The organism is Lentzea albida, from assembly GCF_900111005.1.
GTDB classification, from domain to species: domain Bacteria; phylum Actinomycetota; class Actinomycetes; order Mycobacteriales; family Pseudonocardiaceae; genus Lentzea; species Lentzea albida.
The window spans coordinates 21,295-47,437 of sequence record NZ_FOFV01000035.1 but is presented as its reverse complement, the minus strand read 5'-3'; the positions used below and the strand labels follow the sequence as shown (position 1 = coordinate 47,437).

At 69.6% G+C, this 26,143-nt stretch carries 26 protein-coding genes; 14 read left to right on the top strand and 12 right to left on the bottom strand.

All coding sequences use genetic code 11. The features are described from left to right. The 5 genes from BMY74_RS43550 to BMY74_RS43530 form a co-directional block, all read right to left on the bottom strand. A partial coding sequence (locus BMY74_RS43550) for a leucine zipper domain-containing protein (RefSeq protein WP_143091974.1) occupies positions 1-225 on the bottom strand: 225 nt, incomplete at its 3' end. Between the two features lie 168 nt (positions 226-393). Beyond that, positions 394-765: a hypothetical protein gene (locus BMY74_RS43545; protein WP_177230226.1), complete on the bottom strand. Its 372-nt coding sequence runs from the start codon at positions 763-765 to the stop codon at positions 394-396. Between the two features lie 146 nt (positions 766-911). Continuing rightward, positions 912-1,223: a roadblock/LC7 domain-containing protein gene (locus BMY74_RS43540; protein WP_245786732.1), complete on the bottom strand. Its 312-nt coding sequence runs from the start codon at positions 1,221-1,223 to the stop codon at positions 912-914. Continuing rightward, positions 1,220-1,954: a hypothetical protein gene (locus BMY74_RS43535; RefSeq protein WP_089928257.1), complete on the bottom strand. Its 735-nt coding sequence runs from the start codon at positions 1,952-1,954 to the stop codon at positions 1,220-1,222. The genes BMY74_RS43540 and BMY74_RS43535 overlap by 4 nt, the downstream gene beginning before the upstream one ends. A gap of 291 nt (positions 1,955-2,245) precedes the next feature. Then, the gene (locus BMY74_RS43530) at positions 2,246-2,863 is read right to left on the bottom strand and encodes a hypothetical protein (RefSeq protein ID WP_245786731.1); all 618 of its coding nucleotides are present in this window, start codon (positions 2,861-2,863) and stop codon (positions 2,246-2,248) included. A gap of 127 nt (positions 2,864-2,990) precedes the next feature. On the opposite strand from BMY74_RS43530, the gene ndk reads away from it, so the two are divergent. Beyond that, positions 2,991-3,401, top strand: a complete 411-nt coding sequence (ndk, locus tag BMY74_RS43525) for a nucleoside-diphosphate kinase (protein ID WP_089928249.1) — start codon at positions 2,991-2,993, stop codon at positions 3,399-3,401. A 648-nt stretch (positions 3,402-4,049) separates the two neighbouring features. Here ndk and BMY74_RS43520 read toward each other — a convergent pair. Further along, positions 4,050-4,637 (bottom strand): GNAT family N-acetyltransferase, encoded by a 588-nt coding sequence (locus BMY74_RS43520; RefSeq protein WP_089928245.1) that lies wholly within the window; start codon positions 4,635-4,637, stop codon positions 4,050-4,052. Positions 4,638-4,692: 55 nt separating this feature from the next. Here BMY74_RS43520 and BMY74_RS43515 point away from each other — a divergent pair, with 55 nt between their 5' ends. From BMY74_RS43515 to BMY74_RS43500, 4 genes are read left to right on the top strand one after another with little or no spacing between them, the layout of a single operon-like run. Then, positions 4,693-5,607, top strand: coding sequence for an ABC transporter ATP-binding protein (locus BMY74_RS43515; protein ID WP_245786730.1), 915 nt, complete (start codon positions 4,693-4,695; stop codon positions 5,605-5,607). Next, positions 5,607-6,380 (top strand): ABC transporter permease, encoded by a 774-nt coding sequence (locus BMY74_RS43510; RefSeq protein ID WP_089928236.1) that lies wholly within the window; start codon positions 5,607-5,609, stop codon positions 6,378-6,380. The genes BMY74_RS43515 and BMY74_RS43510 overlap by 1 nt, the downstream gene beginning before the upstream one ends. Beyond that, the gene (locus BMY74_RS43505) at positions 6,377-7,222 is read left to right on the top strand and encodes an ABC transporter permease (RefSeq protein WP_089928233.1); all 846 of its coding nucleotides are present in this window, start codon (positions 6,377-6,379) and stop codon (positions 7,220-7,222) included. Before BMY74_RS43510 ends, BMY74_RS43505 begins: the two co-directional genes overlap by 4 nt. Before the next feature lie 42 nt (positions 7,223-7,264). After that, a complete protein-coding gene (locus tag BMY74_RS43500) occupies positions 7,265-9,226 on the top strand; it encodes a TIGR03960 family B12-binding radical SAM protein (RefSeq protein ID WP_089928230.1) in 1,962 nt (653 codons plus the stop codon). Positions 9,227-9,458: 232 nt separating this feature from the next. Here BMY74_RS43500 and BMY74_RS43495 read toward each other — a convergent pair whose 3' ends face one another. Further along, positions 9,459-10,886, bottom strand: coding sequence for a S8 family peptidase (locus BMY74_RS43495; RefSeq protein ID WP_245786729.1), 1,428 nt, complete (start codon positions 10,884-10,886; stop codon positions 9,459-9,461). A 205-nt stretch (positions 10,887-11,091) separates the two neighbouring features. On the opposite strand from BMY74_RS43495, the gene BMY74_RS43490 reads away from it, so the two are divergent. The 7 genes from BMY74_RS43490 to BMY74_RS43460 all read left to right on the top strand — a co-directional run bounded on the left by BMY74_RS43490 (position 11,092) and on the right by BMY74_RS43460 (position 19,078). Next, the gene (locus tag BMY74_RS43490; protein WP_089928223.1) at positions 11,092-11,817 is read left to right on the top strand and encodes a TIGR03936 family radical SAM-associated protein; all 726 of its coding nucleotides are present in this window, start codon (positions 11,092-11,094) and stop codon (positions 11,815-11,817) included. A 212-nt stretch (positions 11,818-12,029) separates the two neighbouring features. Next, positions 12,030-15,107: a translation initiation factor IF-2 N-terminal domain-containing protein gene (locus tag BMY74_RS43485; protein WP_089928220.1), complete on the top strand. Its 3,078-nt coding sequence runs from the start codon at positions 12,030-12,032 to the stop codon at positions 15,105-15,107. A 266-nt stretch (positions 15,108-15,373) separates the two neighbouring features. Further along, on the top strand, positions 15,374-15,685 hold the full coding sequence (gene rplU, locus BMY74_RS43480) for a 50S ribosomal protein L21 (RefSeq protein ID WP_065913850.1): 312 nt from the start codon (positions 15,374-15,376) through the stop codon (positions 15,683-15,685). A 14-nt stretch (positions 15,686-15,699) separates the two neighbouring features. After that, entirely contained in the window at positions 15,700-15,957 is a 258-nt protein-coding gene (gene rpmA / locus BMY74_RS43475) for a 50S ribosomal protein L27 (RefSeq protein WP_053735607.1), read from the top strand. Between the two features lie 123 nt (positions 15,958-16,080). After that, positions 16,081-17,538, top strand: coding sequence for a GTPase ObgE (gene obgE, locus BMY74_RS43470; RefSeq protein WP_089928217.1), 1,458 nt, complete (start codon positions 16,081-16,083; stop codon positions 17,536-17,538). Positions 17,539-17,542: 4 nt separating this feature from the next. Beyond that, positions 17,543-18,670, top strand: a complete 1,128-nt coding sequence (gene proB / locus BMY74_RS43465; RefSeq protein ID WP_089928214.1) for a glutamate 5-kinase — start codon at positions 17,543-17,545, stop codon at positions 18,668-18,670. Positions 18,671-18,679: 9 nt separating this feature from the next. Then, entirely contained in the window at positions 18,680-19,078 is a 399-nt protein-coding gene (locus tag BMY74_RS43460; protein WP_089928211.1) for a VOC family protein, read from the top strand. Here the strand turns inward: BMY74_RS43460 and BMY74_RS43455 are convergent. Continuing rightward, a complete protein-coding gene (locus BMY74_RS43455) occupies positions 19,041-20,306 on the bottom strand; it encodes an MFS transporter (RefSeq protein WP_089928272.1) in 1,266 nt (421 codons plus the stop codon). The two genes, BMY74_RS43460 and BMY74_RS43455, sit on opposite strands and share 38 nt — an antisense overlap. 12 nt (positions 20,307-20,318) lie before the next feature. After that, positions 20,319-20,903, bottom strand: coding sequence for an alpha/beta fold hydrolase (locus tag BMY74_RS43450; protein ID WP_089928208.1), 585 nt, complete (start codon positions 20,901-20,903; stop codon positions 20,319-20,321). Positions 20,904-20,941: 38 nt separating this feature from the next. Here BMY74_RS43450 and BMY74_RS43445 point away from each other — a divergent pair, with 38 nt between their 5' ends. Beyond that, complete coding sequence (locus BMY74_RS43445; RefSeq protein ID WP_089928204.1) at positions 20,942-21,325, top strand: VOC family protein; 384 nt, start codon at positions 20,942-20,944, stop codon at positions 21,323-21,325. On the opposite strand, the gene BMY74_RS43440 is transcribed toward BMY74_RS43445, so the two are convergent. After that, entirely contained in the window at positions 21,307-22,206 is a 900-nt protein-coding gene (locus BMY74_RS43440) for an AraC family transcriptional regulator (protein WP_218159963.1), read from the bottom strand. The two genes, BMY74_RS43445 and BMY74_RS43440, sit on opposite strands and share 19 nt — an antisense overlap. Before the next feature lie 83 nt (positions 22,207-22,289). Here BMY74_RS43440 and BMY74_RS43435 point away from each other — a divergent pair, with 83 nt between their 5' ends. Next, positions 22,290-22,700, top strand: coding sequence for an anthrone oxygenase family protein (locus tag BMY74_RS43435; RefSeq protein WP_089928199.1), 411 nt, complete (start codon positions 22,290-22,292; stop codon positions 22,698-22,700). Here the strand turns inward: BMY74_RS43435 and BMY74_RS43430 are convergent. Both BMY74_RS43430 and BMY74_RS43425 read right to left on the bottom strand, forming a co-directional pair. Next, positions 22,678-23,862, bottom strand: coding sequence for a cytochrome P450 (locus BMY74_RS43430; RefSeq protein ID WP_089928195.1), 1,185 nt, complete (start codon positions 23,860-23,862; stop codon positions 22,678-22,680). The two genes, BMY74_RS43435 and BMY74_RS43430, sit on opposite strands and share 23 nt — an antisense overlap. Positions 23,863-23,902: 40 nt before the next feature. Further along, positions 23,903-25,987 carry a RecQ family ATP-dependent DNA helicase gene (locus tag BMY74_RS43425; protein ID WP_089928269.1) on the bottom strand — a complete coding sequence of 695 codons (2,085 nt, stop codon included), beginning with the start codon at positions 25,985-25,987 and terminating at the stop codon, positions 23,903-23,905. Between the last annotated feature and the right edge of the window lie 156 nt (positions 25,988-26,143).

Here is a 26,143-nt window from a genome sequence, read left to right as displayed (position 1 = left end):
CACCAGGGGATCGGGCGTCTTGGCCGGGCTGTGGTGCGGCCGCGAGCTGCGGTCGGCCATCCCGGCTTCGCCCTCGAGCCGGTAGCGCTCAGCCCATTTACGTGCTGTTCTGACCGAGGTCATGAACATTCTCGCGGCCTCGGCGGGACGCCAGTTCTGCTCGACGACCAGACGCGCCAGGCGCAGCCGGGCACGCGGCGTCAGCGCCGCGTTAGGGTGGGACACGAAGGCCTCCGGGTGGTGAAGCGGTTCCTAGACAACTCCACTTCACATCCAGAGGCCTTCACCTGTCTTCACGACAGGCCGTCACCCGCCCAAACCGGAACAACGTCCCCGGACATCACAACTAGGCGAGGGGAGGGCGCACGAGCCGTGCGCCCTCCGCCCGTTCGATCAGATCTGCAGCTCGGTCTCGATGCGCTTGAGCTGGTGCCGCGCCAGGGCGAGGTTCGAGACGTCCCTCTCCAGGACCAGGTAGAGGAACAGCGAGCCCCTGGCCTTCACGCCGCCCATCAACCGGATGAGGTGGTACTGGCGGTGCAGGGTGATCAGGATGTCCTCGATGGTGTCGCTGAGACCCAGTGTCTGGATCACCCGGAGTTTCGACCGGACGACCTCGGTGTTGCCGGCGGCCGCGATCTCCAGGTTCAGCCAGTCGCCGCCGCCGCTCGTGCCGAGCGACATCCCGCTGTCGTAGTCGACCAGCGCGACGCCGACGGCGCCGGAGATGGACATGGCCTCTTTTAGTGCGGTGTCGATGTTCATCAAACTCCACTTTTCTGTGTCAACTGGTGATCGAGGCAACGTGGCCGGCTCGCTCCCCGATCGCGTGCGGACACGTCTCCACATCGATGAGAGCAATGAACCGAATGCGGACATGTGCTACGACCATTTTTTCGGTGGATGGTGCGTCAGGGGGTCATGATCGAACCGATCCGTTCGATCGCCGGTCGCGTCTCGTGCAGGAGGCGCCCGAGGTTCAGGCCCTTGTCGCCGAGCACGACCATCAGCGCGGTCCGGCTGATGGAGTACACGGCCATGTAGCCTTCGCTGCCGAACACCACGGTCTGGCGGAGCGCGCCCAGACCGACCACCTCGGCCGCCTGGCGCGCGATGCCGAGATCGGCGGCCGCGAGCGCCGAGATGTGCGAGGGTTCGACGTTCTTCGCGACGTCGGTGAGAATCGGGATCCCGTCGGACGCGGCGATCACCGTGTCCGTCACTCCGGCGACGTTCTCTCTGACTTTCCGCAGTTCGGCGGCCAGGGCGTCGTAGTCCAATCCAGTTCCTTTCCGCTGCCCGGCCCCGGAGCCCGAGGGCGCAGGGAGGGCAGACCCCAGTGCGAAAAACTGAAGGCCGTCGCCGGCGGGGCGATGTCCAGCAGTTCTTCACCGAGCATTCGGGAGATCTCGGCGGTGACCGGGTGGAGGCTCCTGCCGGTCGCGAAGGCGATGTCCCGCGCACTGCGCCTTCCCGTGGCGTGCGCGACGATCTCCCGTCGTTCCTCGGACGACGGTGTCCTCCTGCCCGGCACCAGCCGGTCCCGGTAGGGGGAGAACGGGACCGTCAGCGCGTCGAGCAGCCCTGCCACCTTCTCGAGCAGGAGAGCCGGCGCGATGCCGTTCGCGGGCAGCAACGGCACGTCGGTGGATTCGGTGTCGATGACGCATTCCTCCACGTCACCGGCGGCGGTGGCGAACGCTCCGTCGTGCAGGGCGGCCAGGGCGACCGCCTCCACCTCGGCGGGCCCGACGGACCCGCGCGCGACGAGCGCGTCCCGGAGAGACCCGGCGGCGACGCTCTCCACGAGCGCCGCGTACCACTCCTGCGCGCTGATCACGCCCGAGCTCACCAGCAGCGTCTCCACTCCCGGGGAACCGGCGCTCTCCACGGCGACCACCACGCCTTCGTGCAGGTGGAACACCCCACCGGCATTGCCGGAGACACGCAACACCCCCGTGACACGGCGGTCGTGGGATTGCGTCAAGGCACATTCGAGGGCGTCGAATGCGGCTCGATGGTCGCGTAACAGAGGTCACTCCGAGTCAATTCGATCTAACCGAGCGGAATCGTGTCGAATAACCGCCCAATCGGGCACTTCTGGCTCATCGAAGGAGTGACCGACGCCGTTACTTCTTACCTGTCGGTATCGCAAAAGCGTGCGGGTAACTACACGATCGAGTGAATGATTCCAGATCGCGTGGCAACATTTTCGAAAAGTATTTATTCGACTTCTATGGGCTTTTCAGTGGTCGGCGAGTTCTTCGCGCTTGCGCACCTCGTCGGTCCGCAGGATGGCGAACTTCCGGTCGTGCGCGCCGAGCACTTTCAGGAAGCCCGGGCTCGTCTCGAACACGTAGACCTCGCGGTCGTCGTTGATCCGTTCCTTCGGCATCCACGGCGTGCTGACGACGGCGGCCACCGCGAGCGCGGACCCGGCCAGCAGCCACGCGAACCACTTAAGCAACCACCGCGCGTTCCGGATGGCCAGCACCATCGCCGCCCCGATCACCACGGCCCCGGCCGCCAGCCACCACCGGTGGTACGTCAGCGTGTGCGACACCATCAACGCGATGAGCACGATCAACGTGAGCAACGCCGTCGTGTTCGCCCGCTCGGGATCCTTGCGCGTGCGCAGGTAGAAGAAGAACGTCGCGGGCGTGACGATCATCAGCAGCACCGTGCTGATGCGGTCGTCGGCCATGAACGTGCCGAGGAACAGGCCGGGCGCGTCGTCCAGCTCGAGCGTGTGCAGGAGCGCGAACGCCGTGTGCCAGTCGTAGTGGGAGACGGCGAGGAGGCGCAGGAGGACGAAGAGGACGGCGGCGCCGGTCAGCGCGGAACCCGTGTGCTTTGCACTCACGCGCAGCACTATGTCGCATCGGCCACCGATGCAGCTGCGTTGGCGTATCCCGGGTCACAGTGGTCCGGACGTGCGCGGTTACCCTTGTCCGCACATCCCGTACCTGTTTTCGAGGAGTCACACCGTCGTGTCCGAGCGCACCCTGGTTCTCGTTAAGCCCGATGGCGTCGCCCGTGGTCTCGTTGGCGAGGTGATCGCCCGCATCGAGCGCAAGGGCCTGAAGCTCGCCGCCCTCGAGCTGCGCACCGCCGACCGCGCCACCGCCGAGCAGCACTACGCGGAGCACGACGGCAAGCCGTTCTACGGCGACCTGGTCGACTTCATCACCGGCGGCCCGCTGGTCGCGCTGGTCGTCGAGGGCGTCCGGGCCATCCCGGCCTTCCGCCAGCTCGCCGGCGGCACCGACCCCGTCGAGAAGGCCACGCCCGGCACGATCCGCGGCGACTTCGGCACCGAGGTCCAGTACAACCTGGTCCACGGGTCGGACTCGGCCGAGTCGGCGGAGCGCGAGATCAAGATCTGGTTCCCGAACCTCTGAGGGTTCTGGGTTTTCGGGGGGACGGCTTGTGGGGGCGCGCAGCTTCCGCGGGTCGTCCCCCTGTTTCGTTGGCGCGCTGCGCGGTTGTTGTCCGTAGGTGGTCGGGTTGCTTTGGGATCTGGCGGCTGATTCCTGGGGCTCCGCCCCAGACCCCGCCAATCTGATCAAAAGCCGGGCCGGCGCCGCTCGCGGGTTGATGGCACGCCTGGTGCTTTGGGCGGCTGCGCGTTGCGTTGGTGGGTTGCGTTTTCGTGGGGTGGCTTCGTCACGAGTCGTACCAGAGCGGGCCACATGCCAGTAGGGGTGTCAACTCGACGAAGAGCGTGTCGAGTTGACACCCCTACTGGCATGCAGCAAGTGCAGTGGCACGACTCGTGACGAAGCCACCCCACCCGGGCATCTTGGTAGAGACGGCTCGCCTGCGGCGTCGCGGCTGATCAGGCGCTGGCCACGAGCGCATGCTCTGACTGCTCGCCTCCGGCTTCGCCCCGCCCAGCCCGGCTCCGCCCAGCCCGGCTCCGCCCGGCCCTGGCCTGCCCGGCGCGACACAGCCCGCCTCAGCCCGCTCCACCACCACCGCTTCGGCGCGTCCCGCATCCCGGCCCAGCCAGCCCCGGCCCCACCCAAGCCCCACCCAGCCTCGCGCGCTCAGCCCGCCCGCCGCGGGCTGCTCCCCAACCCACCCGCCGCGGCCCCGTTCAAAACCGTCCCCTCCGGATATCCGAGCGGCAGGTACATCCACACGTCATCCCACCGCTCACCCCCCACTGCGATCGCATTGGGCATCCGCCCGCACTCCCGGAACCCGAGAGCCTCATACAGTTCGATCGCCCCGTGGTTGTTCCCGCGCACGCCAAGCGAAAGGATCTCGAGACCGGCCGCACGCGCGTTCTCCACCAGCCCCTCCACCACCAGCCGCCCGAGCCCCAGCCCGCGCGACGAAGGGTGCGCCATGATCTGCTGGATCTCCGCACGGTGTTGGAAGACGGCGGTCGAGCCGCGCCGCCACAGCCCCACGGCCCGCACCACGCCGTCCACGCGCGCCACCGCGAAGGCCGCGTCGCCGTCCCTCACCAGCTTCAGCACGGTGTCCAGCCACGAGGAGATGCGCTCGAAGGAGGGCGGCGAGTGGTAGCCGACCGCGCCGCCTGCCGCCACCACGTCGTGCACCACCTCGTGGATCTCGGCGCGGAGGTGGTCGTCGGCTTCCGAGAGCCAGTGCAGCGTCCTCGACATGCGCTGATCGTAATTGCGTCGAGAATTGTCAGACCCCTTCGTTAACGTCGGGTGGGTGGACAACCTCGTTGAGGCCAAGGCCCTCACCAAGCACTTCGGATCGTTCGAGGCCGTGCGCGGCATCGACGTCGAGGTGCGGCGGGGGGAGGCGTTCGGGTTCCTCGGGCCCAACGGGGCCGGGAAGTCGTCGACCATGCGGATGATCTCGTGCGTGTCCGGGCGCACGGGCGGGGATCTGAAGGTCCTCGGCATGGACCCGGCCACGCAGGGGCCGCAGATCCGCGCGCGGCTCGGGGTGGTGCCGCAGCTCGACAACCTCGACACCGAGTTGACGGTCCGGCAGAACCTGCAGATCTACGGGCGGTACTTCGGGATGTCGCGGGCGAAGTGTCGCGCGAAGGCCGAGGAGTTGCTGGAGTTCGCGCAGCTCTCGGACCGGGCCGACCACGAGGTCGAGCCGCTCAGCGGCGGGATGAAGCGGCGGCTCACGATCGCGCGGTCGCTCGTCAACGACCCGGAGCTGCTGCTGCTCGACGAGCCGACGACGGGGCTCGACCCGCAGGCGCGACATCTGTTGTGGGACAGGCTGTTCCGGCTCAAGCAGGACGGTGTCACGCTCATCATCACGACGCACTACATGGACGAGGCGGAGCAGCTCTGCGACCGGCTCGTGGTCATGGACGGCGGGCGGATCGCGGCCGAGGGGTCGCCCAGCGAGCTGATCAACCGGTACTCGACCCGCGAGGTGCTGGAGCTGCGGTTCCAGCCCGGGGCCGAGAAGCCCGACCTCGCGCGGTTCGCCGAACGGGTCGAGGTCTTGCCGGACAGGTTGCTGCTTTACACGCAGGACGGTGAGCACGCGCTGAGCGAGGTGCACGCCCACGGGGTGCAGCCGGTGCAGAGCCTGGTGCGGCGCAGTTCGCTGGAGGACGTGTTCCTGAGGCTCACCGGCCGGACGCTGGTGGACTGATGGAGACGTTGAGGGCTTCCTGGTTCGGGTTCGAGAAGACCTGGACGTGGTACCGGCGCAACTGGCGGGCCACGGCGGTGTCGAGCTTCTTGACGCCGGTGCTGTTCCTGCTGGCGCTCGGACTGGGGTTCGGGTCGCAGGTGCAGTCGACGGCGTTGATCGGCGGCGTGCCGTACCTGCAGTACCTCGCGCCCGCGCTGGTCGTGGTCACGGCGGTGCAGGGGGCGACGTTCGAGTCGACGTTCCCGGTCATGTCGCAGTTCATGTGGCAGAAGTCGTTCATCGCCATGGTGGCCACCCCGATCACGCCGGCGCAGGTGCTCTACTCGCAGGTGATGTGGATCGGGTCGCAGTTGTTGCTGCGGTCGGTCGTGTTCGTCGGCATCGCCGCCGCCCTCGGTGCGGCGGCCGGGCCCGGCATCCTGCTGGCGATCCCGGTCGCGACGCTCGCGGGGCTGGCGTTCAGCGCGCCCCTGGTGGCCTACAGCGCGACGCTGGAGAAACCCGAGGCGTTCAACAACATCTTCCGGTTCGTGCTGATGCCGATGACGTTGTTCACCGGCGCGTTCTTCCCGGTCAGCCAGCTGCCGGACTGGTTGCTGCCGCTCGTGTGGCTGACGCCGGCGTGGCACGGCATCGAGCTCGCACGCGGTGCCACGTTCGGCACGTTGGACCTCTTACCGGCGTTGGGGCACACCGCGTACCTCGGCGCGTTGGTCGCTGTCGGCGTCGCGCTCGGCGTGAAGTTCTTCCACCGGAGGCTGGCGGTATGACGCAGACCCTCGACCGAGCCGACCAGGCCAAGCCCGCGAGCGTGGGGCTGCTGTGGCGCGTGATCCCGCCGGGGCTCTACGGGCGCAGGGCGAGCATGCTCGTCGAACGGTCCGCGGTAGTGAACAGGCGGGCGTGGTTCGTGCTGGTCGGCGGGGCGTTCGAGCCGATGCTGTTCCTGTGGTCGCTGGGGCTCGGGTTCGGGCAGATGGTGACGGCGGTAGCCGGGCCGGACGGGCGGCCGATCAGCTACGCGGCGTTCGTGGCGCCCGCGCTGCTGGCGGCGAGCGCGATGAACGGTGCCGTGTACGACGCGACGTTCAACGTGTTCTTCAAGTTCAAGTACGCGAAGCTCTACGACGCGATGCTCACGACGCCGATGGGGCCGATGGACATCGCGATCGGCGAGATCTCGTGGGCGTTGCTGCGCGGCGGCCTGTACTCAGCTGGGTTCCTCGGCGTGATGCTCGCGATGGGGCTCATCGCCTCGCCGTGGGCGTTGCTGGCCCTGCCCGCGGCGCTGCTGGTGGCGTTCGCGTTCGCGGCGGTGGGCATGGCGGCGACGACGTTCATGCGCTCGTGGCAGGACTTCGACCTGGTGCAACTGGCGGTGCTGCCGCTGTTCCTGTTCTCGACGACGTTCTACCCGCTGTCGGTCTACCCGGGCTGGCTGCAGACCGTCGTGACGTGGACGCCGCTCTACCACGCCATCGAGCTCATGCGCGGCCTCACGCTGGGCGTGGTCGGCTGGGGCATGCTCGGCCACCTCGCGTACTTCGCCGTCCTGGCGGCCTTCGGGACGGTCGTGGCGGCGCGCCGGCTGGGCAAGTTGTTGCTGGACTGACCGCGTTCGGCCCCGCCGCCACGGGGCCGTTACTCTGGTCGTGTGAGTGTCGAGTCTGTTTTCCCCAGGTTGGAGCCTCTGCTGCCGCGGATCTCCAAGCCGGTGCAGTACGTCGGCGGGGAGCTCAACGCGACCGTCAAGGACTGGGACGCGGCGTCCGTGCGCTGGGCTTTGATGTACCCCGACGCGTACGAGGTCGGCCTGCCCAACCAGGGCGTCATGATCCTCTACGAGATCCTCAACGAGCTGCCGGACGTGCTCGCCGAGCGCACGTACGCCGTGTGGCCGGACCTCGAGAAGCTCATGCGCGAGCACGACGTCCCGCAGTTCACGGTCGACGGGCACCGCCCGCTGAAGGCGTTCGACCTGATGGGCATCAGCTTCGCGACGGAGCTGGGCTACACGAACATGCTGACGGCGCTGGACCTCGCCGGCATCCCGCTGCACGCCGCCGACCGCACCGAGGCAGACCCGATCGTGGTCGCCGGAGGGCACGCGGCGTTCAACCCGGAACCGATCGCGGACTTCGTGGACGCGGCGGTGCTCGGCGACGGCGAAGAGGCCGTCCTCGAGATCACCGAGATTGTGAAGACGTGGAAGGCCGAGGGCTGCCCCGGCGGCCGCGACGAGGTGCTGACGCGCCTCGCCGAGACCGGCGGCGTGTACGTCCCGCGCTTCTACGACGTGGAGTACCTGCCCGACGGCCGCATCCAGCGCGTCGTGCCGAACCGCGACCGGGTCCCGTACCGCGTCTTCAAGCGCACCACGATGGACCTGGACGCGTGGCCGTACCCGAAGCAGCCGCTGGTGCCGCTCGCCGAGAGCGTGCACGAGCGGATGAGCGTCGAGATCTTCCGCGGCTGCACCCGAGGCTGCCGCTTCTGCCAGGCGGGCATGATCACCCGCCCGGTGCGCGAGCGGTCCATCGAGGGCATCGGCGCCATGGTCCAGAAGGGTCTGGAGGCCACGGGCTTCGAAGAGGTCGGCCTGCTTTCGTTGTCGAGCGCCGACCACAGCGAGATCGCCGAGATCACCAAGGGCCTCGCCGACCGCTACGAGGGCACGAACACGGGCCTGAGCCTGCCGAGCACCCGCGTGGACGCGTTCAACATCGACCTCGCGAACGAGCTCTCCCGCAACGGGCGCCGCTCGGGCCTCACCTTCGCGCCCGAGGGCGGCAGCGAGCGGATGCGCCGCGTCATCAACAAGATGGTGTCCGAAGAGGACCTCATCAGGACGGTGTCGGCCGCGTTCTCCAACGGCTGGCGGCAGGTGAAGCTCTACTTCATGTGCGGCCTCCCGACCGAGGAGGACGAGGACGTCCTGCAGATCGCGGAGATGGCGAAGAACGTCATCCGAGCCGGCCGCCAGGCCAGCGGCCGCAACGACGTCCGCTGCACCATCTCGATCGGCGGCTTCGTGCCCAAGCCGCACACGCCGTTCCAGTGGGCCCCGCAGTGCGACCCGGACACGGTCGACGACAGGCTGAGGAAGTTGCGCGAGGCCGTCAACGCCGACCGCAGCCTCGGCCGCAACATCGGCATGCGCTACCACGACGGCAAGCCGAGCCTCATCGAAGGCCTGCTCAGCCGAGGTGACCGCCGCATCGGCAAGGTCATCGAGGCCGTGTGGCGCGACGGCGGCCGGTTCGACGGCTGGAGCGAGCACTTCAGCTACGACCGCTGGACCGCCAAGGCCGCGGAGCAGCTCGAACCGCTCGGCGTCGACCTCGCCTGGTACACGACCCGCGAGCGCGAGGAGCTGGAGGTCCTGCCCTGGGACCACCTCGACTCGGGCCTCGACAAGGAATGGCTCTGGGCCGACTGGCAGGACGCCCTCGACGAGCGCGAGCAGGACGACTGCCGCTGGACCCCGTGCTTCGACTGCGGCGTCTGCCCGGCCATGGGCACGGACATCGAGGTCGGCCCGACGGGCCGCAAGCTGCTGCCGATCTCACCGGTCGGCGTCGGCTCACCGGTGAAGAACCCGGCCCTCACGCCGTGAGGCGCGGGTAGGGGACACCAGCCGAGGGACAGGGCCTGCGCAAGCGGGCCCTGTTTCGCGTTGTCGGCCACACGGCGTGGGCATGTCCTCTGGGCGGGCGCGCCGCCCACACAACGTCGCTCACGGACGCTAGGCGTCAAGCACTGTCACCCAACGCGCGCACACCACCACTCGCGCTCGACGCGCGCGCACCCCACCGTCAGAGCCCCGCACAGCCCAGAACCCAGAGCGGCTACTTCGTCACCGCGGCCAAAGCGTCCACCAGCCCGTGCCCGTAGAACGAGTTGTACTCCGAGTACCCGGTGCAAAAGGCGTCCTGCACCCCGGTCCCGTTCAAGTCGTAGTCCGCCGGGCAAGCCAGCGTCTCGGCCTGGACGTTCAACATCCGCCCCAACGACACCGCATCCGCCTCGGGGTGCGTGGACGCGATCAAAGCCGCCACCCCGGCCGCGTGCGGTGCCGCCATCGACGTGCCACACGAGTAGTCGTAGCCGGAAGGCACGGTCGACAACACACATCCGTTGGGCGAGCGCACGTCACCACCGGGAGCCGTCACGTCGATCGCGCCCAGCCCGTACGAGCTGTACCCCGCCTTGGTCTTGGTCGACTCCACCGCCGACACGCCGACCACGTTCTTGAGCTGCGCCGGCAGCACCACGCACGTCGAGTCGACCGGCCTGGTCTGCGCGTCGCCGTTGGTCGGCGACATCGAGTCGCGGCCGGGACGGGACAGGTCCGCGGCGGCGTTGCCGGCGGCGGCGACCGTCAGGACGTTCTGCGAGGTGGCGTAGTCGACGGCGCGGCGTACGGCCTCGTAGATGACGCGCTGGCCCGGCTCGCTCTGGCAGGTGAAGAGGTACGGGTCGATGAAGTAGCTGTTGTTGGTGATCGTCATGCCCTGCGCGGCGGCCCACATGAAGCCGCACACCGCGTACTCGGGGTAGATGAAGCCCTCGTCGTCGACGACCTTCACGGACGCGATGCGCACGCCGGGCGCGACGCCCACGACACCGCGGCCGTCGTCCGCCGCGGCGATGGTGCCGGCGACGTGCGTGCCGTGGGGCGAGGTCGTCGGGGCCCACGCGGACGGCGTCGTGTCGGGCTTGCCGGTCAGGCAACCGGCGGAGAGTTCCGGGGCCAGCGCGTCCGCCAGGTCCGGGTGGCGGGCGTCGACGCCCGAGTCCAGCACGCCCACGACGACGGACTTGGACCCCGTCGTGACCTCGTGGGCGGCGGGGGCCTTGATGAGATCCATGTCCCACTGCTCGCCGGAACGCACGCCGGACGGGCGGAGCAGTTCCGTGTCGTCCTTCTTGCGCTTCGGGGAGCGCTTCACGCTCTCGGCCTGGGCGCTGTACGCGCGCTGCGGGCCGATCAGCTTGAGGAACGACGGGTCCGGCGAGGTCGCCACGGCGACCGAGATCTCGGGGTAGTAGACCGTCGTCGTGCCGCAGGCCTCTGTGATCTCCGCGTCCGCCATCGCAGGGGTCGTGAGCTGCGAGAACACCACCAGGTAGCGCAGCAGCGGACCGGGCTGGATGCACTCCGGGGTCACCGGGGAGACCCACGGCTGCGCGGCTGCGGGCAGGGACGCCGCCAAGCACCCGGCCGCGAGCAGTGCGGTCATCGCCGCCGCTCGAGCGCGGTGGAGCAGAGGCACCAGGGACCTCCAGGTAGGCAGGGCGTCCAGTCAGCCGGACCGTAGCCACGCGCAACGATCTAGACAAGCTGAACGTTCTGAATCAGGTTCACGGTACCGTCCTCATGGACGAACAGCCTGCGCCGATGGGACCGCTCACCCGTCGGAACACCACTCGGGAGCACCACTGAGCCGCAACCTGCCCAACAACCCCTCCGCCGCCGCGGTGCAGAAACTGCGCCTGCGCTACACCAAGCGGGGGAGGCTGCGATTCACTTCGCACCGCGACATCGCTCGCACGTTCGAACGCGCGCTGCGCCGGGCAGGCGTACCCATGGCCTACTCCCAGGGGTTCAGCCCTCACCCGAAGGTGTCGTGGGTCGGCGCCGCGCCGACCGGCGTCGCCAGCGAGGCGGAGTACGTCGAGGTGTCCGTGGTCGAGCAGGTGGACCCGGTGGCGCTCAGGGCCGCGCTCGACGAGGCGTTGCCGCCCGGCATCGACGTCGTCGACATCGTCCAGGCGCGCGGGGGCAACCTCACCGAGCGCATCGACGCGAGCGAGTGGCGGATCGAGCTCGACGGGGTGGAGCCCGCCGAGCTCGCGAAGGCGGTGGAGGTCTTCCTCGCCGCCGAGTCCGTCGAGGTCGAACGCCTCACCAAGAACGGCACGAAGATGCTGGACGTGCGGCCCGCCGTCGTGTCGGCGCTGGTCGAACCCCGTTCGAGCGACGCCCGACACGATGACACCGCTTTGTCACAACCGTGTGGGATACTCATGACGGTCGTGCGGCAGGTAACGCCTACCGTCCGACCCGACGACGTGCTGAATGCGCTTCGCGTCGTGGCCGATCTCGTGCCGCCGGTACCTGCGAGAGCAACCCGGATGGCGCAGGGAAGGCTCGACGGCGATGGCGGACTGGTGGACCCGCTCCAGCAGGACAAGGAGTCCTGACGAGCGACGGGACGTCACGTCCGCGAGGCAAACAGGAGGAGCGGCGCTGACAGCGGCGTCGTCGTGGGACCTGCGCAAGCGTGCGCCCGGTGAGGCGCCACGCCACTGCGCGCGAGGCAAGGATTCCCGCCGCGAGCAGCGGTGGAGAGACAAAAGAGAGGCCCCTGCGCGGCCGCGTCCTCACGGGACGCGCCCGGGGGTGGAGGAGCTGCATGTCGAACAAGGAACAGCCTGCCGGTGGGACCGGCGGGCAGGGTGTCGTTGCCGCGCGCCCTGAACTGGCGGACCTGCCGGACAAGCTGCGGGTCCACGCACTGGCGAAGCTGCTGTCCGTCAGCAGCAAGGACGTGATGACGGCGCTGGCCGACCTCGGTGAGGTCGCCCGCAGCGCGCAGTCGAGCGTGAGCCGCGACGTGGCGCTGAAGGTCGCCGAGACGCTGGTCGAGTGGGACGACGTGGTCACCGGTGAGGTCACCGAGGACTACGAGGCCCCCGCGATCCCGGCGTTCGAGGCACCGGCGCTCGCGCCGGTCTTCGCCGCGCCGAGCGCGGTCTTCCTGCCGCCGACGCCGGTCGAGCGCCCGAAGGCGCCCGTCTCGCCGTTCGTGGTCGAGGAGGAGCCGGTCGCCGAGGAGAAGTCCGTCGGTGAGATCGCCGCGGACGAGCTCGACGCCGCCGAGGCCGAGCAGGACGCGGACGCCGACGTCGACGGTGACGACGAGGGCGACAGCCGCCGTCGCCGCCGCCGGGGCCGTCGTGGCCGCGGCCGCGGCAAGGGCACCGACGCCGAGACCGGCGAGGAGACCGACGAGGCCCAGGCCGAGGAGTCCTCCGAGAGCACCGAGTCCGACGACGCCGCCGAGGCCGAGGACGACGGCGAGGAGAGCTCGACCCGCCGTCGCCGCCGCCGTCGCCGTCGCAAGACGGGCGCCGACGACGAGGTGACGTCCGAGGACGACCCGCCGAACACGGTCGTGCACGTCCGCGAGTCCCGCGACGCGCGCGACGACAAGGCCGACTCCGAGGCCGCGCAGAGCGAGGTGCGCAGCATCCGCGGCTCCACGCGCCTGGAGGCCAAGCGCCAGCGCCGCCGCGACGGTCGCGAGGCCGGCCGCCGCCGCGCCCCGGTGCTCACCGAGGCCGAGTTCCTGGCCCGCCGCGAGGCCGTGGCCCGCACGATGGTCGTCCGCGAGCGCGGTGACCGGACCCAGATCGGCGTGCTGGAAGACGGCGTGCTGGTCGAGCACTTCGTCACGTCGTCGGGCACCGGCTCGATCGTGGGCAACGTGTACCTCGGCCGCGTGCAGAACGTGCTGCCGAGCATGGAGGCCGCGTTCATCGACATCGGCCGCGGCCGCAACGCCGTGCTCTACGCCGGTGAGGTCGACTGGGACGCCGCCGGTCTCGAGGGCAAGTCCCGCAAGATCGAGCAGGCGCTCTCGAGCGGCGACTCGGTGCTCGTCCAGGTCACCAAGGACCCGGTCGGCCACAAGGGCGCGCGCCTCACCACGCAGATCAGCCTCCCCGGCCGCTTCCTCGTCTACGTGCCGGGCGGCGGTGCCACGGGCATCAGCCGCAAGCTGCCCGACAACGAGCGCAAGCGCCTCAAGGACATCCTCAAGCGCGTCGTCCCCGAGGACGCCGGCGTGATCATCCGCACCGCCTCGGAGGGCATCTCCGAGGAGGAGCTCGGCCGCGACGTCACGCGTCTGCAGGCCCAGTGGAAGGTCATCAAGGAGAAGTCCGAGAGCACCTCCACCAAGGCGCCGACGCTGCTCTACGAGGAGCCGGACCTGCTGGTGAAGGTCGTCCGCGACCTGTTCACCGAGGACTTCGCCCAGCTCGTCGTCCAGGGCGACGAGGCGTGGGACGTCATCGACGGCTACGTCCGCCACGTGGCGCCGGACCTGCAGGACCGCCTGAAGAAGCACGTCGGCAACAACGACGCGTTCGTCGAGTACCGCATCGACGAGCAGCTGATGAAGGCGCTCGACCGGAAGGTCTGGCTGCCCTCGGGCGGCTACCTGATCATCGACCGCACCGAGGCGATGACGGTCATCGACGTCAACACCGGCAAGTTCACCGGGTCGGGCGGCAACCTCGAGGAGACCGTCACCCGCAACAACCTGGAGTCGGCGGAGGAGATCGTCCGCCAGCTCCGGCTGCGCGACATCGGCGGCATCATCGTCATCGACTTCATCGACATGGTGCTCGAGTCGAACCGGGACCTGGTGCTGCGCCGCCTGACCGAGTGCCTCGGCCGCGACCGCACGCGCCACCAGGTCGCCGAGGTCACCTCGCTCGGCCTCGTGCAGATGACGCGCAAGCGGGTCGGCACCGGCCTGCTCGAGGCGTTCAGCCAGACGTGCGAGCACTGCCGCGGCCGCGGCGTCGTCGTGTCCACCGAGCCCGTGCACTCGCACGGCGGTGGCAACGGCGGCGGCCAGCAGCAGCAGGCGCAGGGCGGTGGCCGCAAGTCGCGCCGCAACAAGGGCGGCGGCGAGCAGTCTGCCGAGACCACCGAGGTCGTCGAGGCGTCGGTCGAGGCCCCCGAGGCGCCGGCCGAGCCCGAGGTCGTCATCGAGCCGGGCGAGCCGGAGGACACCTCCGAGGACGCGGTCGCGGCCGACCAGGAGCACGAGGGCCACGGCCGTCGTCGCCGCCGTCGCCGTGGGCGCGACAAGGAGCCGCAGGCCGTCGTCGACGCGGTCGTGGTCGAGGAGCAGGCCGTCAACGGCCACGTGCCGCACGAGGTCGCCGAGGACCCGGCCCCGGTCGAGGTCGACCCGGTCGTCGTCGCCGAGCCCGAGCCCGTGGTGATCGAGGAGACGGCCGAGGAGCTCGTCGAGCCGGTCTCGCCGGAGCCCGCCCCCGAGCAGCCCGTCGTGACGGGCCGCATCGGCGCGCAGCAGCCTGCCGTCACCGGTCGCATCGGCGCTCAGCAGCCCGCTGTCACCGGCCGCATCGGCGCGCAGCTGCCCGCACCGGTCGCCGAGCCCGAGCAGGAGCCCGTGGAGGCCGCTGAGCCGGTCACCGCTCCCGCGCCGGTCACCGCACCCGAACCCGTCGCCGAGGCCCCAGCGGCCGCCGTGGAGGCCCCCGCGGCCCGCCCGCGGCGTCGTGCGGCCAAGCGCGCGGCCGGTGCCCCCGCCGCGACCGAGGCACCCGCCCCGGTCGTAGTGGAGGTGCCCAAGCAGCCCGAGGTCCAGATGCCCGCACCGGTGGTCACCACCACCCGCAGGCGCCGCGCCGTGTCGCGGCCCGCGGGACCGCCGGTCCAGGAGGACTGACGCGAGAAGTGAGACCGGGGTCGCCTGCTCAGGCGGCCCCGGTTTTGCTTTGCGGCAAAGGGCTGTGAGGGACGGCATAGCCTGCGGGAACGCGATCCGGGCCCCCCGGTTTGCTCCCGGCGCACCCACTCCCGTAACCTTGTTGACGGCCCGCCATCCGACGGGTCCTGTCGTGTGCCTCCTCTGGTGCCTGTGGTGGAAACACCGTTCCCAGATTGGTTGGCGCATGGCCCGTCACCATCGAGTAGCAGGAGACTTCCGTCCTGATGTACGCGATCGTCAAGACCGGCGGCAAGCAGTACAAGGTCGCTGTCGGCGACATCGTCGAGGTCGAGAAGCTCGAGGGCGAGCCGGGCACCGAAATCTCCCTCCAGGCGCTGCTCGTGGTCGACGGCACCGACGTCACCGCTGACGCGGACGCCCTGGCGAAGTTCTCGGTTACCGGCAAGCTGGTCGAGCACACCAAGGGCCCGAAGATTCGCATCCACAAGTTCAAGAACAAGACCGGCTACCACAAGCGACAGGGTCACCGTCAGAAGCTGACCCGCGTCGAGGTCACCGGCATCACCGGTAAGTGAGGACCTGACTTCTCATGGCACACAAAAAGGGTGCATCCAGTTCCCGCAACGGCCGTGACTCCAACCCCCAGTACCTGGGTGTGAAGCGGTTCGGCGGTCAGGTCGTCAAGGCCGGCGAGATCCTGATCCGCCAGCGCGGCACCAAGTTCCACCCCGGCGTCGGCGTCGGCATCGGCAAGGACGACACGCTGTTCGCCCTGCTGCCGGGTGCGGTGGAGTTCGGTACGAAGCGCGGTCGCAAGACCGTCAACATCGTCCCGGTCGCGGTCTGAGGACCGTCTCCGCGACGTAGTTAGACCTCTGCGAGGGGCGGAACCGGTCACCCGGCTCCGCCCCTCGTTTTTTGTCTCCGTCTTGCTTGCTCGCAAGCAAGTTGCTTGAAGGGAAGTAGTTCCGTGGCCCGCTTCGTAGACCGGGTGGTGATCCACGCTGCCGCCGGCAACGGGGGCAACGGGTGTGCTTCAGTGCACCGCGAGAAGTTCAAGCCGCTCGGCGGCCCGGACGGCGGCAACGGGGGCAGTGGCGGCAACGTCATCCTCGTCGTCGACTCGCAGGTGCACACCCTGCTGGACTTCCACTTCCGCCCGCACGCCTCCGCCACCAACGGCAAGGCCGGTGCCGGTGCGAACCGCGACGGAGCCAACGGCGAGGACCTGGTCCTGCGCGTCCCGGACGGCACCGTCGTGCTGACCGAGGACGGCGAGATCGTCGCGGACCTCGTCGGCGAGGGCACGCAGCTCATCGCCGCCGCCGGTGGCCGTGGTGGTCTGGGCAACGCCTCGCTCGCGTCCAAGGCGCGCAAGGCCCCCGGTTTCGCGTTGCTCGGTGAGCCGGGCGAGACGCGCGACCTGGTGCTGGAGCTCAAGTCCGTCGCGGACGTCGGCCTGCTCGGCTTCCCGTCGGCCGGCAAGTCGTCGCTGATCTCCGTGCTCTCCGCCGCGAAGCCGAAGATCGCCGACTACCCGTTCACGACGCTGGTCCCGAACCTCGGCGTGATCACCGCGGGCGAGACCATCTTCACGATGGCGGACGTTCCCGGCCTGATCCCCGGAGCGTCGCAGGGCAAGGGCCTCGGCCTCGACTTCCTGCGCCACATCGAGCGCACCGCCGTGCTCGCCCACGTCGTCGACTGCGCGACGTACGAGCCCGGCCGCGACCCGATCGCGGACATCGACGCGCTGGAGAAGGAACTCTCCGAGTACACGCCGGCGCTGGGCGGCAACTTCGAGGACCGCCCGCGCGTGGTGATCCTCAACAAGGTCGACATCCCGGACGCCCAGGACCTCGCCGACATCGTCCGCCCCGAGATCGAGGCCCGCGGCCTGCCGGTCTTCGAGGTGTCGACGGTGTCCCGCCAGGGCCTGCGGGAGCTGACGTTCAAGCTGGCCGAGGTCGTGCGCGAGTACCGCGAGGCCCAGCCGAAGAAGGAGTCGACCCGAATCGTGCTGCGGCCGACCGCCGTGGACGACCAGGGCTTCACCGTGACCGAGGACCCCTCGGTCGAGGGTGGCTTCATCGTGAAGGGCGAACGTCCCGAGCGCTGGATCCGCCAGACCGACTTCTCCAACGACGAAGCCGTCGGTTACCTCGCGGACCGCCTGAACAGGCTGGGCGTCGAGGACAAGCTCGTGAAGATGGGCGCTGTTCCCGGTTGCCAGGTCACCATCGGCGACCTGATCTTCGACTGGGAACCGACCACGCCGGCCGGCATCGCGATGACGATGTCCCCGACCGGACGCGGCACGGACGCCCGCCTCGAGCGCAACGACCGCATCGGCGCCCACGAGCGCAAGGCCCTGAAGAAGGCCCGCCGCGCGCCCGGCGAGTACGGCGACGACTTCGACGAGGAGTAGAACCGTGACGGCCCCCGTGGTCTCACAGGCTCGGCAGGCGGTCGCTTCGGCGCACCGCATCGTGGTCAAGGTCGGGTCTTCCTCTTTGACCACAGCGGAAGGTGGCCTCGACCCGGCGCGTCTCGACGCGCTGGTCGACGCCCTCGCCGCGCGTGCCGCCGCAGGCAGTCAGGTCGTGCTCGTGTCCTCGGGAGCGATCGCCGCCGGCCTGGCGCCGTTGAAGATCTCCCGCCGCCCGCGCGACCTCGCCACCCAGCAGGCCGCGGCGAGCGTCGGGCAGCTCACGCTCGCGCACGCCTACGCGAACTCGTTCGGCCGCTACTCGCTGACGGTCGGCCAAGTGCTGCTGACCGCGGACGACGTGGTGCGCCGCGCGCACTACCGCAACGCCCAGCGCACGTTCGACCGCCTGCTCGCCCTCGGCGCGGTGCCGGTCGTGAACGAGAACGACACCGTTGCCACCGAGGAGATCCGCTTCGGCGACAACGACCGCCTCGCCGCTCTGGTGGCCCACCTGATCGGCGCGGACGCGTTGTTCCTGCTGTCCGACGTGGACGCGCTCTACTCGGGCGACCCGCGCAAGCCGGGTGCCGTGCGCATCTCCGAGGTCGCTTCGGCGTCCGATGTGGACGGTGTGCAGGCCGGAACCGCGGGTGCGTCCGGCCTCGGCACCGGGGGCATGGCCTCGAAGCTCGCCGCGGCACGGCTGGCGTCGTCCGCGGGCATCCCGGTGCTGCTCACCAGTGCCACCGAAGCGGGCCGCGCGCTGAGCACCGCGGACGTCGGCACCGCCTTCGCCGCAACCGGGTCGCGCCTCACCGCCCGCCGGTTCTGGCTCGGGTACGCCACCGACGCCAACGGCCGGCTGCACCTCGACGACGGCGCGGTCGCCGCGGTCGTGGGCAGGCGTCGCTCGCTGCTGGCCGCCGGCATCACCGGCGTGGACGGCGACTTCGAGGCGGGCGACGTCGTGGAGCTGGTCAGCCTCGCGGGCGAGGTCGTGGCCCGTGGCGTGGTCGGGTACGACGCGGCCGAGCTGCCGTCGCTGATCGGCCGCAAGACCCACGACCTGGCTCTGGAACACCGCCGTGAGGTCGTGCACGCGGACGATCTGGTGCCGCTGCACCGCTAGTGTCGGTGCATGGCCCGGATGCATGACGTCGTCATCGACTGCGCCCACCCCGCGTCGTTAGCCCGGTTCTGGGCGCAGGCGCTCGACGACCACGAGATCGCTCCATACGACGACGCCGAGCTGGCGCGGTTGAGCGCCATGGGCGTCGACGACCCGGAGGACGACCCGTCGGTGCTGCTCGACGGGTCGCCGCGGTTCTTCTTCAACCGCGTGCCGGAGCCGAAGACCGTCAAGAACCGCGTGCACGTCGACCTGTGGTGCGACGACGTCGAAGCCGAGGTGGCCCGGCTCGTCGCCCTGGGGGCGTCGGTGGTGAGCCGCGACGGGATCTGGTTCGTGCTGGCCGACCCCGAGGGCAACGAGTTCTGCCTCAGCTCAACCGAACACCCTTTGTCTCCGGAAGGGTGAGCACCGCCAGGAACGTGATCACGGCGGCGACGGCGACGTACCAGAAGAACACCGTGCCGCCCACGGCCTGGATCACCAGCGGCGCGGTGCCGCCGAACACCGCGACGGTCAGGTTGTACCAGGCGCCGATGCCGAGCCCGCGCAGTTCGGTCGGGAACAGCTCGCTCATGATCGCGGGCGCGATCGACGTCATCGCCGTGTACAGCCCCAGTCCCACGGCGAACACGATCACGAGGTTCACGAGACCGGGTTGGACCAGCGACGACAGTGGCACGACCAGCAAGGCCATCGCCGCCGACCATACGAGCATCTGCGGTTTGCGGCCGTAGCGGTCGGCCGTCCACCCCAGCGGGTACTGCAGCGCGATGAACACGACGGTGCCGATCGACAGCGCCAGGAACACGTCGATGTCGTTGACGCCCTTGCTCTTCACGGCGAACGGCGTCAGCGCGGAGAAGAACGTGTAGAAGCTCAGCGTCGAGAGCAGCGTGATGCCGATCAGCTGTCCGACCGCCTTCGGGTGTTCCTTCAGCGTGATCAGCAGCGGATTCCGCAGGCTCTCGGCCTTGGCCTTGTTCTCCTCGAACTGCTCGGTCTCCTTGAGCTCGCGACGCAGCCACAGCCCGATCAGGCCGAGCACACCGCCGATCAGGAACGGCACGCGCCAGCCGTAGGAGGCCATCGCGGCCTTGTCGAGGTTGCGGGACAGGAAGAAGCCGAGCAGCGACGCGATCAGCACCGCCGCGCCCGTCGAGATGTAGAAGAACGACGAGTAGCGGCCGCGGTGGGAGGCGGGCGCGATCTCCGCGAGGTACGCCGACGCGTTCGACACCTCGCCGCCCAGCGCCATGCCCTGCGCGATGCGGGCGAGCACCAGCAACGCCGGTGACAGCCAGCCGACCTGCTCGAACGTCGGCAGCAGGCCGATCACGACACTGCCGCCGGACATCAGCACGATCGTCAGCAGCATCGCGGTGCGGCGGCCCTTGAGGTCGGCGAACCGGCCCAGCAGGTAACCGCCGAGAGGGCGGAAGAAGAAGGCCAGCGCGAACGTCGCGAACGTGCTCAGCAGCGCCGCGGTCTCGTTGCCGGACGGGAAGATCTGCGTGGCGAAGTAGATGCTGAAGGCTGTGTAGATGCCCCAGTCGTACCACTCGACTGCATTGCCGGCCGATGAAGCGACCAGCGTGCGCACGGGCAGTCGATGCGTCTGCGATGTAACCGCCATGGACGCACCCAATCACATACGGCGACGAATCGGTGCGTATGTCTCGACCGGATCGTTGGTCAGGAAGTCGACGATGATCGCGTTGCAGAGCGCGGGTTTCTCGTGCAGCAGGCCGTGTGACGTGCCGGGAACGACTGCCAGCTCGGCGTTCGGCAGCGCCCGGTACATGGCCGTGGCGTGTTCCAGCGTCACCTCGTCGTCGTCGCCGATCATGACCAGCGTGCGGTTCTGGAGCGTCCCGAGATCCGTCCCGGTCAGAGCGGGGGAGCGGTGGTGCATCGGCGTGAGTTCCGTGGCCGGGTCCCAGCCGTCGTGGTGGTAGACGCCGCACACGACCACAAGCCGTTGCACGAGATCAGGTCTCAGCACGGCGGTGAGCAGTGCCACGGTGGCGCCGTCGCTGCACCCGAGCAGGTGGGCGGGTCCGGTCCGTTCCAGGAACTCGACGGTCTCGTGAGCCATCTCGGTGTGGTCCTGAGTGGCCTGGTTCGTCCGGTGTGGTGCGTGCAGGGCGAAATCGGCGAGGGCGTCGAACTGCGGTCCGAACGCCGAGGGGTCCGCGCCGCCGGGGTGCAGGAGCACAAGTGAGTCGGCCATGTGCGTGTGGACCTCTCTCGTCGTCGATACTCATCGCCGTGCGATCAATTGGTTTGGTGACGTTGGTGGTCCGCGACTACGACGAGGCGATCCGCTTCTACGTGGAGGGACTCGGGTTCACGCTGGTCGAGGACCTTCCGCAGGGCGACAAGCGCTGGGTCGTGGTGTCGGCGGGGGAGGGGACGTCGCTGTTGCTGGCACAGGCTGACACAGGTCAGCAGCAGGCACGAGTGGGCGACCAGACCGGTGGCCGGGTCGGGTTCTTCCTCAACACCGACGACTTCGACCGCGACCACGCCCGCATGACCGCGTACGGCGTGTACTTCCGCGAAGAGCCACGCGACGAGGTCTACGGCCGCGTGGCCGTGTTCGAGGACCTCTACGGCAACCGCTGGGACCTGCTTCAGCCCGCCCGCGCCTGACCGGGCGACACCCCGACGATCCGCTTGAACGCCCTGCTGAACGCGGCCTCCGACTCGTAGCCGAGACCACGGGCGATCTCGCTGACTGTGCTGTCACGGTCTTTGAGGCGGTTCATCGCGACGTGCATGCGCCACCGCGTGACGTACCGCATGGCCGGTTCACCGACGAGTTCGGTGAACCGCGCCGCGAACGCCGACCGCGACATGGCCGCCTGGTGCGCGAGGCGTTCGACGGTCCAGGGCTGCGCGGGATCCCGGTGGATCAGCGCGAGAGCCTGCCCGATCTGCTGGTCCTGCAACGCCCCCAGCCAGCCGGTGCGCGCGGCCGGGTCGTTGGCGAGCCACGAGCGGATCGTCTGGATCACGAGCACGTCCGCGAGCCTCGTGATGACCGCCTCACCACCGGGCCGCACGGCCCGCGACTCTGCGGCGATCAGGTCGATCGTGGCCCGCATGTCGTCGGCGCGCCGCACGTACAGCACGTTGGGCAACATGGTCACGAGGTGCTTCGCGGCCGGGTGGTCGAAGCGGACCGCGCCGCACACGAGGTGCGTCACCTCGCCGCCGCCCCCGTGCCGCAGGATCGCGTAGTTGTCGGTTTCGAACTCGTGCGGCAGCGTCGTGACGACCGGCGACTCCGCCTCGCCGTGGAACAGCCGGTGCTGCTGCCCGCCCGGCACGAGCAGCACGTCGCCGGGCTCGAGCAAGAGCACCTGCCCGTCGACCTCGACGTCGCACCGGCCGCTGGTGAGGACGTGGAACCACAGGCAGTCGCCCATGTCGGGCATCACCGCACCCCACGGCGCCGTGAGCTCGTTGCGGCAGTAGAAGGTGCCGGACATCCTCAACAGGTGCAGCGCTTCGCCCAACGCGTCCGTCATGCCGCTCATTCTGGACGAACGAGCAAGCCCGCGCGATGAATTGTCATTGAGAGTCCGGCATTAGGAAGTCAGAGTTGTCGCTCATGGGGACACTCACGCTGATCGCAGTCACCGCCACCGGCCTGATGGCCGGTGTGTTCTTCGCCTTCTCCGTCGCCGTCATGCCGGGCCTCGCGAACCTCTCGCCCGCAGACGCCCGCGCCGCCATGCGCCGGATCAACGCCCGCATCCAGAACCCGGTGTTCCTGCTGCTGTTCCTCGGCACCGCGGTCCTGTGTGCCATCGAGGTCTTCCAGGGCAGGATCGCCGGCGGCCTGCTCTACGTCCTGGGCTGCTTCGTGCTGACGATGGTCGTCAACGTGCCGATGAACAACCGCCTCGAACGGACCGACGACGCCTACTGGTCCGAATACCTGCGCAGGTGGACGCTCTGGAACCACGTCCGCGCCATTGCCTGCACCGCCTCGACCGTCACCCTGCTGCTCGGATTCTGAGCCCCTTCTTCGGCCGCATGGCGGCGAGCCCGGTCGGCGTGAGGCGCTGAGGCAGAAGCTCCGGTTTCTCCTTCTCCAACAACACCTTCAGCATCACCGTCAACTCGGTCGTGGCCAGCCCGGCACCGACGCACCGGTGCGGCCCGCCACCGAACGGCAGGAACTCGTGCGGCGCCGGCTTCGCCTCCCACCGGTCGGGGTCGAACCTCAGCGGGTCCGGGAACACCTCGGCCAGTCGATGCGTGACGTACGGGCTGTACAGCAGGAACGTGCCCTGCTTGATCTTCTTCCCGGCGAACTCGAACTCCTCCGCCGCCACCCGGGCCGAGACGACCGCGGGTGGGTAGAGCCGCAGCGTCTCGTTGACGACGTCGGCCAGGTAACCGTCGTCCTGCTGCGCCCGCTCCCAGACCCCGTTGTGCCGCAACAGGTTGAACACCGCCCACGCCATCGCGCCGCTGGTCGTCTCGTACCCGGCCGCGATCAGCGTGACGACCTGGTCGCGCACCTCGAGGTCGCTCAGCTCGTCCGAGTGCACGAGCGAGGCGAGCACAGCGCCGGCCTCCCCGCCCTGCCGCGTCTCCTCGATCGCCCGGTAGACCTTCGCGTCCACGGTCCTGCGCGCCCTCATGGCGTTGCGCCAGGCAGGCGCCCTCAACGTCCTGAGCAACGTGACCACCGCGGGGTTGCGGTCGATCAGGTTGATCAGCACCTGCAGGTGCGCACCGAAGAACTCCGACTCCTTCGCCAGCTCCTCACCGAACAACGCGTGGATCGTGCTGCGCCGAATGGCCCGCCGGAACTCCTGGTAGGCGTCCACCACCTCACCGGCCCGCCACGAGTCCACCGCCGCCTCGGCGTTGGCCCGCATGACCGGCACGTAACCCGCGATCTGCCGATGAGCCAACGCGGGCTGCACGAACCGGCGCCGCCGCCTGTGGTCCTCACCGTCGCTCACGATCAACGACGTGGGCCCGTCCACCGGCACCAGCGACTGGAAGGCCCGCTCCACCTCGAACAACTCGGAGTGGGCGAAGAGGAACCGGTTCGCCTCGGGCCCGAGCAGGTAGGTGTACGGCCCCATCCGCACGACCGGCCCGAACCGCCGGTACAGCCCGATCAGCAGATCAGCCTGCCGGTACCGCACGACCTCCGGAGTCATGCCGCTGACAGTGCCACACGGCCCGGCCGGTCCGGCACCGTCAGTTCGTCACCGCCAGCGCGAACGGCAGCACGGCCGGCACGCCCTCCTTCCTGAGCATCCGAGCCGCCACCGTCATCGTCCACCCGGTGTCGATGTGATCGTCCACCAGCAGAACCGGACCGTCCACACCGGACATGTCCGGCGTCTCGCCCGCCCGCACCAGACCGGCGAGACGCTGCGCCGAGTTGGCCTTGTGCGTCGACTCGCCGAGCCACACGGTGCCGAGGAACGGCAGCCGCCCGATCGATGCGATCTTCTGACCGAAGCTGCCGACCAGTTGAGGACGCCGGCGCGACCCGACCGTCACCACGCCGACCGGGCGCTCATCCCAGCCCCACGCCGTCAGCACCTTCACGCACGCCGCGAACACGTCGTCCGGGATCTCGCGGTCGGCGCCGTCGGCGAGCAGGTCGCGCAGGCGGTTGCCCCAGCCGATGTCGGTGAGGCGGCCGAGCGCCCTGCCCGTGGCGGCCACCTCGGTCGCGGGGATCTTGCCGGACAGCGGGACGCCGATCGCGTTCATGCCCGTCGGCCACATCTTGCGCGGCGCCACGTCCAGGCCGGGCCGCAGCAACCGCTCGCGAGCCGCACTCGCCGCGGTCTCCGACACCTCGACCGACAGCCGCTCGCCGGTGCAGTTGTCGCAACGGCCGCATTCGTGCGACGTCGGGTCGTCGAGCTGGTCCTGGAGGAACTTCATCCGGCACACGTCGGTGCGCAGGTACTCGATCATCACCTGCTGCTCGGCCCTGCGCGCCTCCGCGATGCGCGCGTACCGCTCGCCGTCGTACTCCCACGGCCGGCCCGTCGACTCCCAGCCGCCCTTCACCCGCCGGACCGCGCCGTCGACGTCCAGCACCTTCAACACCACCTCGAGCCGGCCGCGCGACAGCTCGACCATCGGCTCCAGCGCCGCCGTCGACAGAGCCCTGCCGGCGCCGTCGAGCGCGGACAGCACCTGCCGCACCACCACCTCGGGCGGGAACGCCAGCGACGCGAAGTACGCCCAGATGTCCCGGTCCTCGTGACCCGGCAGCAGCACCACCTCGGCGCGTTCGACACCACGGCCCGCACGGCCGATCTGCTGGTAGTACGCGATCGGCGAGGACGGCGCGCCGACGTGCACGACGAACCCCAGGTCCGGCTTGTCGAACCCCATGCCCAGCGCGGAGGTGGCGACCAAAGCCTTGACCTTGTTGTTGAGCAGGTCTTCCTCGGCCCGCTCCCGCTCGGCGGGCTCGGTCTTGCCCGAGTACGCGGCCACCGCGAAGCCGCGCGAGGCGAGGAACGCCGCGATGTCGTCCGCCGCCGCGACCGTGAGCGTGTAGATGATCCCGGACCCCGGCAGGCGTTCGAGCTGCTCGGCAAGCCACCCGAGCCGCGACTCCGCGGTCGGCAGCAGTGCGACCGACAACCGCAGGCTGTCGCGGTCCAGCGGCCCGCGCAGCACCAGCGTGCCCTCGTCGGCCCCGAGCCCCAGCTGCTCGGTGACGTCGTGGACCACCCTGTCGTTGGCCGTCGCCGTCGTGGCCAGCACCGGCACACCCGGCGGCAGCTCCGTCAGCAACGTGCGCAGCCTCCGGTAGTCGGGCCGGAAGTCGTGCCCCCAGTCCGAGATGCAGTGCGCCTCGTCGACGACGAGCATGCCCGCCGACGCCGTCAGCGAAGGCAGCACCGAATTGCGGAAGTCGGGGTTGTTCAGCCGCTCCGGACTCACCAGGAGCACGTCGACCTCACCCGCCGCGACCTGCTCCTGCACGGCGTCCCACTCGCCGGGGTTGGCCGAGTTGATCGTCACCGCGTGCACCCCGGCCCGTGCCGCCGCGTCGATCTGGTTGCGCATCAACGCGAGCAACGGCGACACGATGACCGTCGGCCCCTCACCGAGCTGGCGCAGCAACGCCGTCGCGATGAAGTACACGGCCGACTTGCCCCAGCCCGTGCGCTGGACGACGAGAGCCCGGCGGCGCTGGGCCACGAGCGTGTGGATCGCGGTCCACTGGTCCTCACGCAGGACGGCCTGCGGGCCCGCCAGTGCCCGGAGCCGTTCCTCGGCCAGTTCACGCAACGCGATGTCGTCCATGGGGAGCAAGCCTGCCAGCCTGTGTCTGTTGGCCGCTGCTCCGCAGCGGCGGCGAGTTCGCCGGGAAGTCGGTCGTCCGGCCGCCGGTTCGGGCCGAATCGCCTTCGGCGGTTGACCTGAACCGGCGGCCGGACGACCAACGCGAACTCGCGAAGT

What these genes read in the sequence shown, in the direction of transcription:
- rplU (WP_065913850.1), top strand. Translation starts at nt 15,374, where the DNA reads ATGTACGCGATCGTCAAGACCGGCGGCAAGCAGTACAAGGTCGCTGTC.
- BMY74_RS43435 (WP_089928199.1), top strand. Translation starts at nt 22,290, where the DNA reads ATGGGGACACTCACGCTGATCGCAGTCACCGCCACCGGCCTGATGGCC.
- rpmA (WP_053735607.1), top strand. Translation starts at nt 15,700, where the DNA reads ATGGCACACAAAAAGGGTGCATCCAGTTCCCGCAACGGCCGTGACTCC.
- BMY74_RS43520 (WP_089928245.1), bottom strand. Translation starts at nt 4,637, where the DNA reads ATGTCGAGGACGCTGCACTGGCTCTCGGAAGCCGACGACCACCTCCGC.
- BMY74_RS43505 (WP_089928233.1), top strand. Translation starts at nt 6,377, where the DNA reads ATGACGCAGACCCTCGACCGAGCCGACCAGGCCAAGCCCGCGAGCGTG.
- BMY74_RS43455 (WP_089928272.1), bottom strand. Translation starts at nt 20,306, where the DNA reads ATGGCGGTTACATCGCAGACGCATCGACTGCCCGTGCGCACGCTGGTC.
- BMY74_RS43545 (WP_177230226.1), bottom strand. Translation starts at nt 765, where the DNA reads ATGAACATCGACACCGCACTAAAAGAGGCCATGTCCATCTCCGGCGCC.
- BMY74_RS43450 (WP_089928208.1), bottom strand. Translation starts at nt 20,903, where the DNA reads ATGGCCGACTCACTTGTGCTCCTGCACCCCGGCGGCGCGGACCCCTCG.
- BMY74_RS43430 (WP_089928195.1), bottom strand. Translation starts at nt 23,862, where the DNA reads ATGACTCCGGAGGTCGTGCGGTACCGGCAGGCTGATCTGCTGATCGGG.
- BMY74_RS43460 (WP_089928211.1), top strand. Translation starts at nt 18,680, where the DNA reads ATGGCCCGGATGCATGACGTCGTCATCGACTGCGCCCACCCCGCGTCG.
- BMY74_RS43485 (WP_089928220.1), top strand. Translation starts at nt 12,030, where the DNA reads ATGTCGAACAAGGAACAGCCTGCCGGTGGGACCGGCGGGCAGGGTGTC.
- BMY74_RS43425 (WP_089928269.1), bottom strand. Translation starts at nt 25,987, where the DNA reads ATGGACGACATCGCGTTGCGTGAACTGGCCGAGGAACGGCTCCGGGCA.
- BMY74_RS43440 (WP_218159963.1), bottom strand. Translation starts at nt 22,206, where the DNA reads ATGACGGACGCGTTGGGCGAAGCGCTGCACCTGTTGAGGATGTCCGGC.
- BMY74_RS43510 (WP_089928236.1), top strand. Translation starts at nt 5,607, where the DNA reads ATGGAGACGTTGAGGGCTTCCTGGTTCGGGTTCGAGAAGACCTGGACG.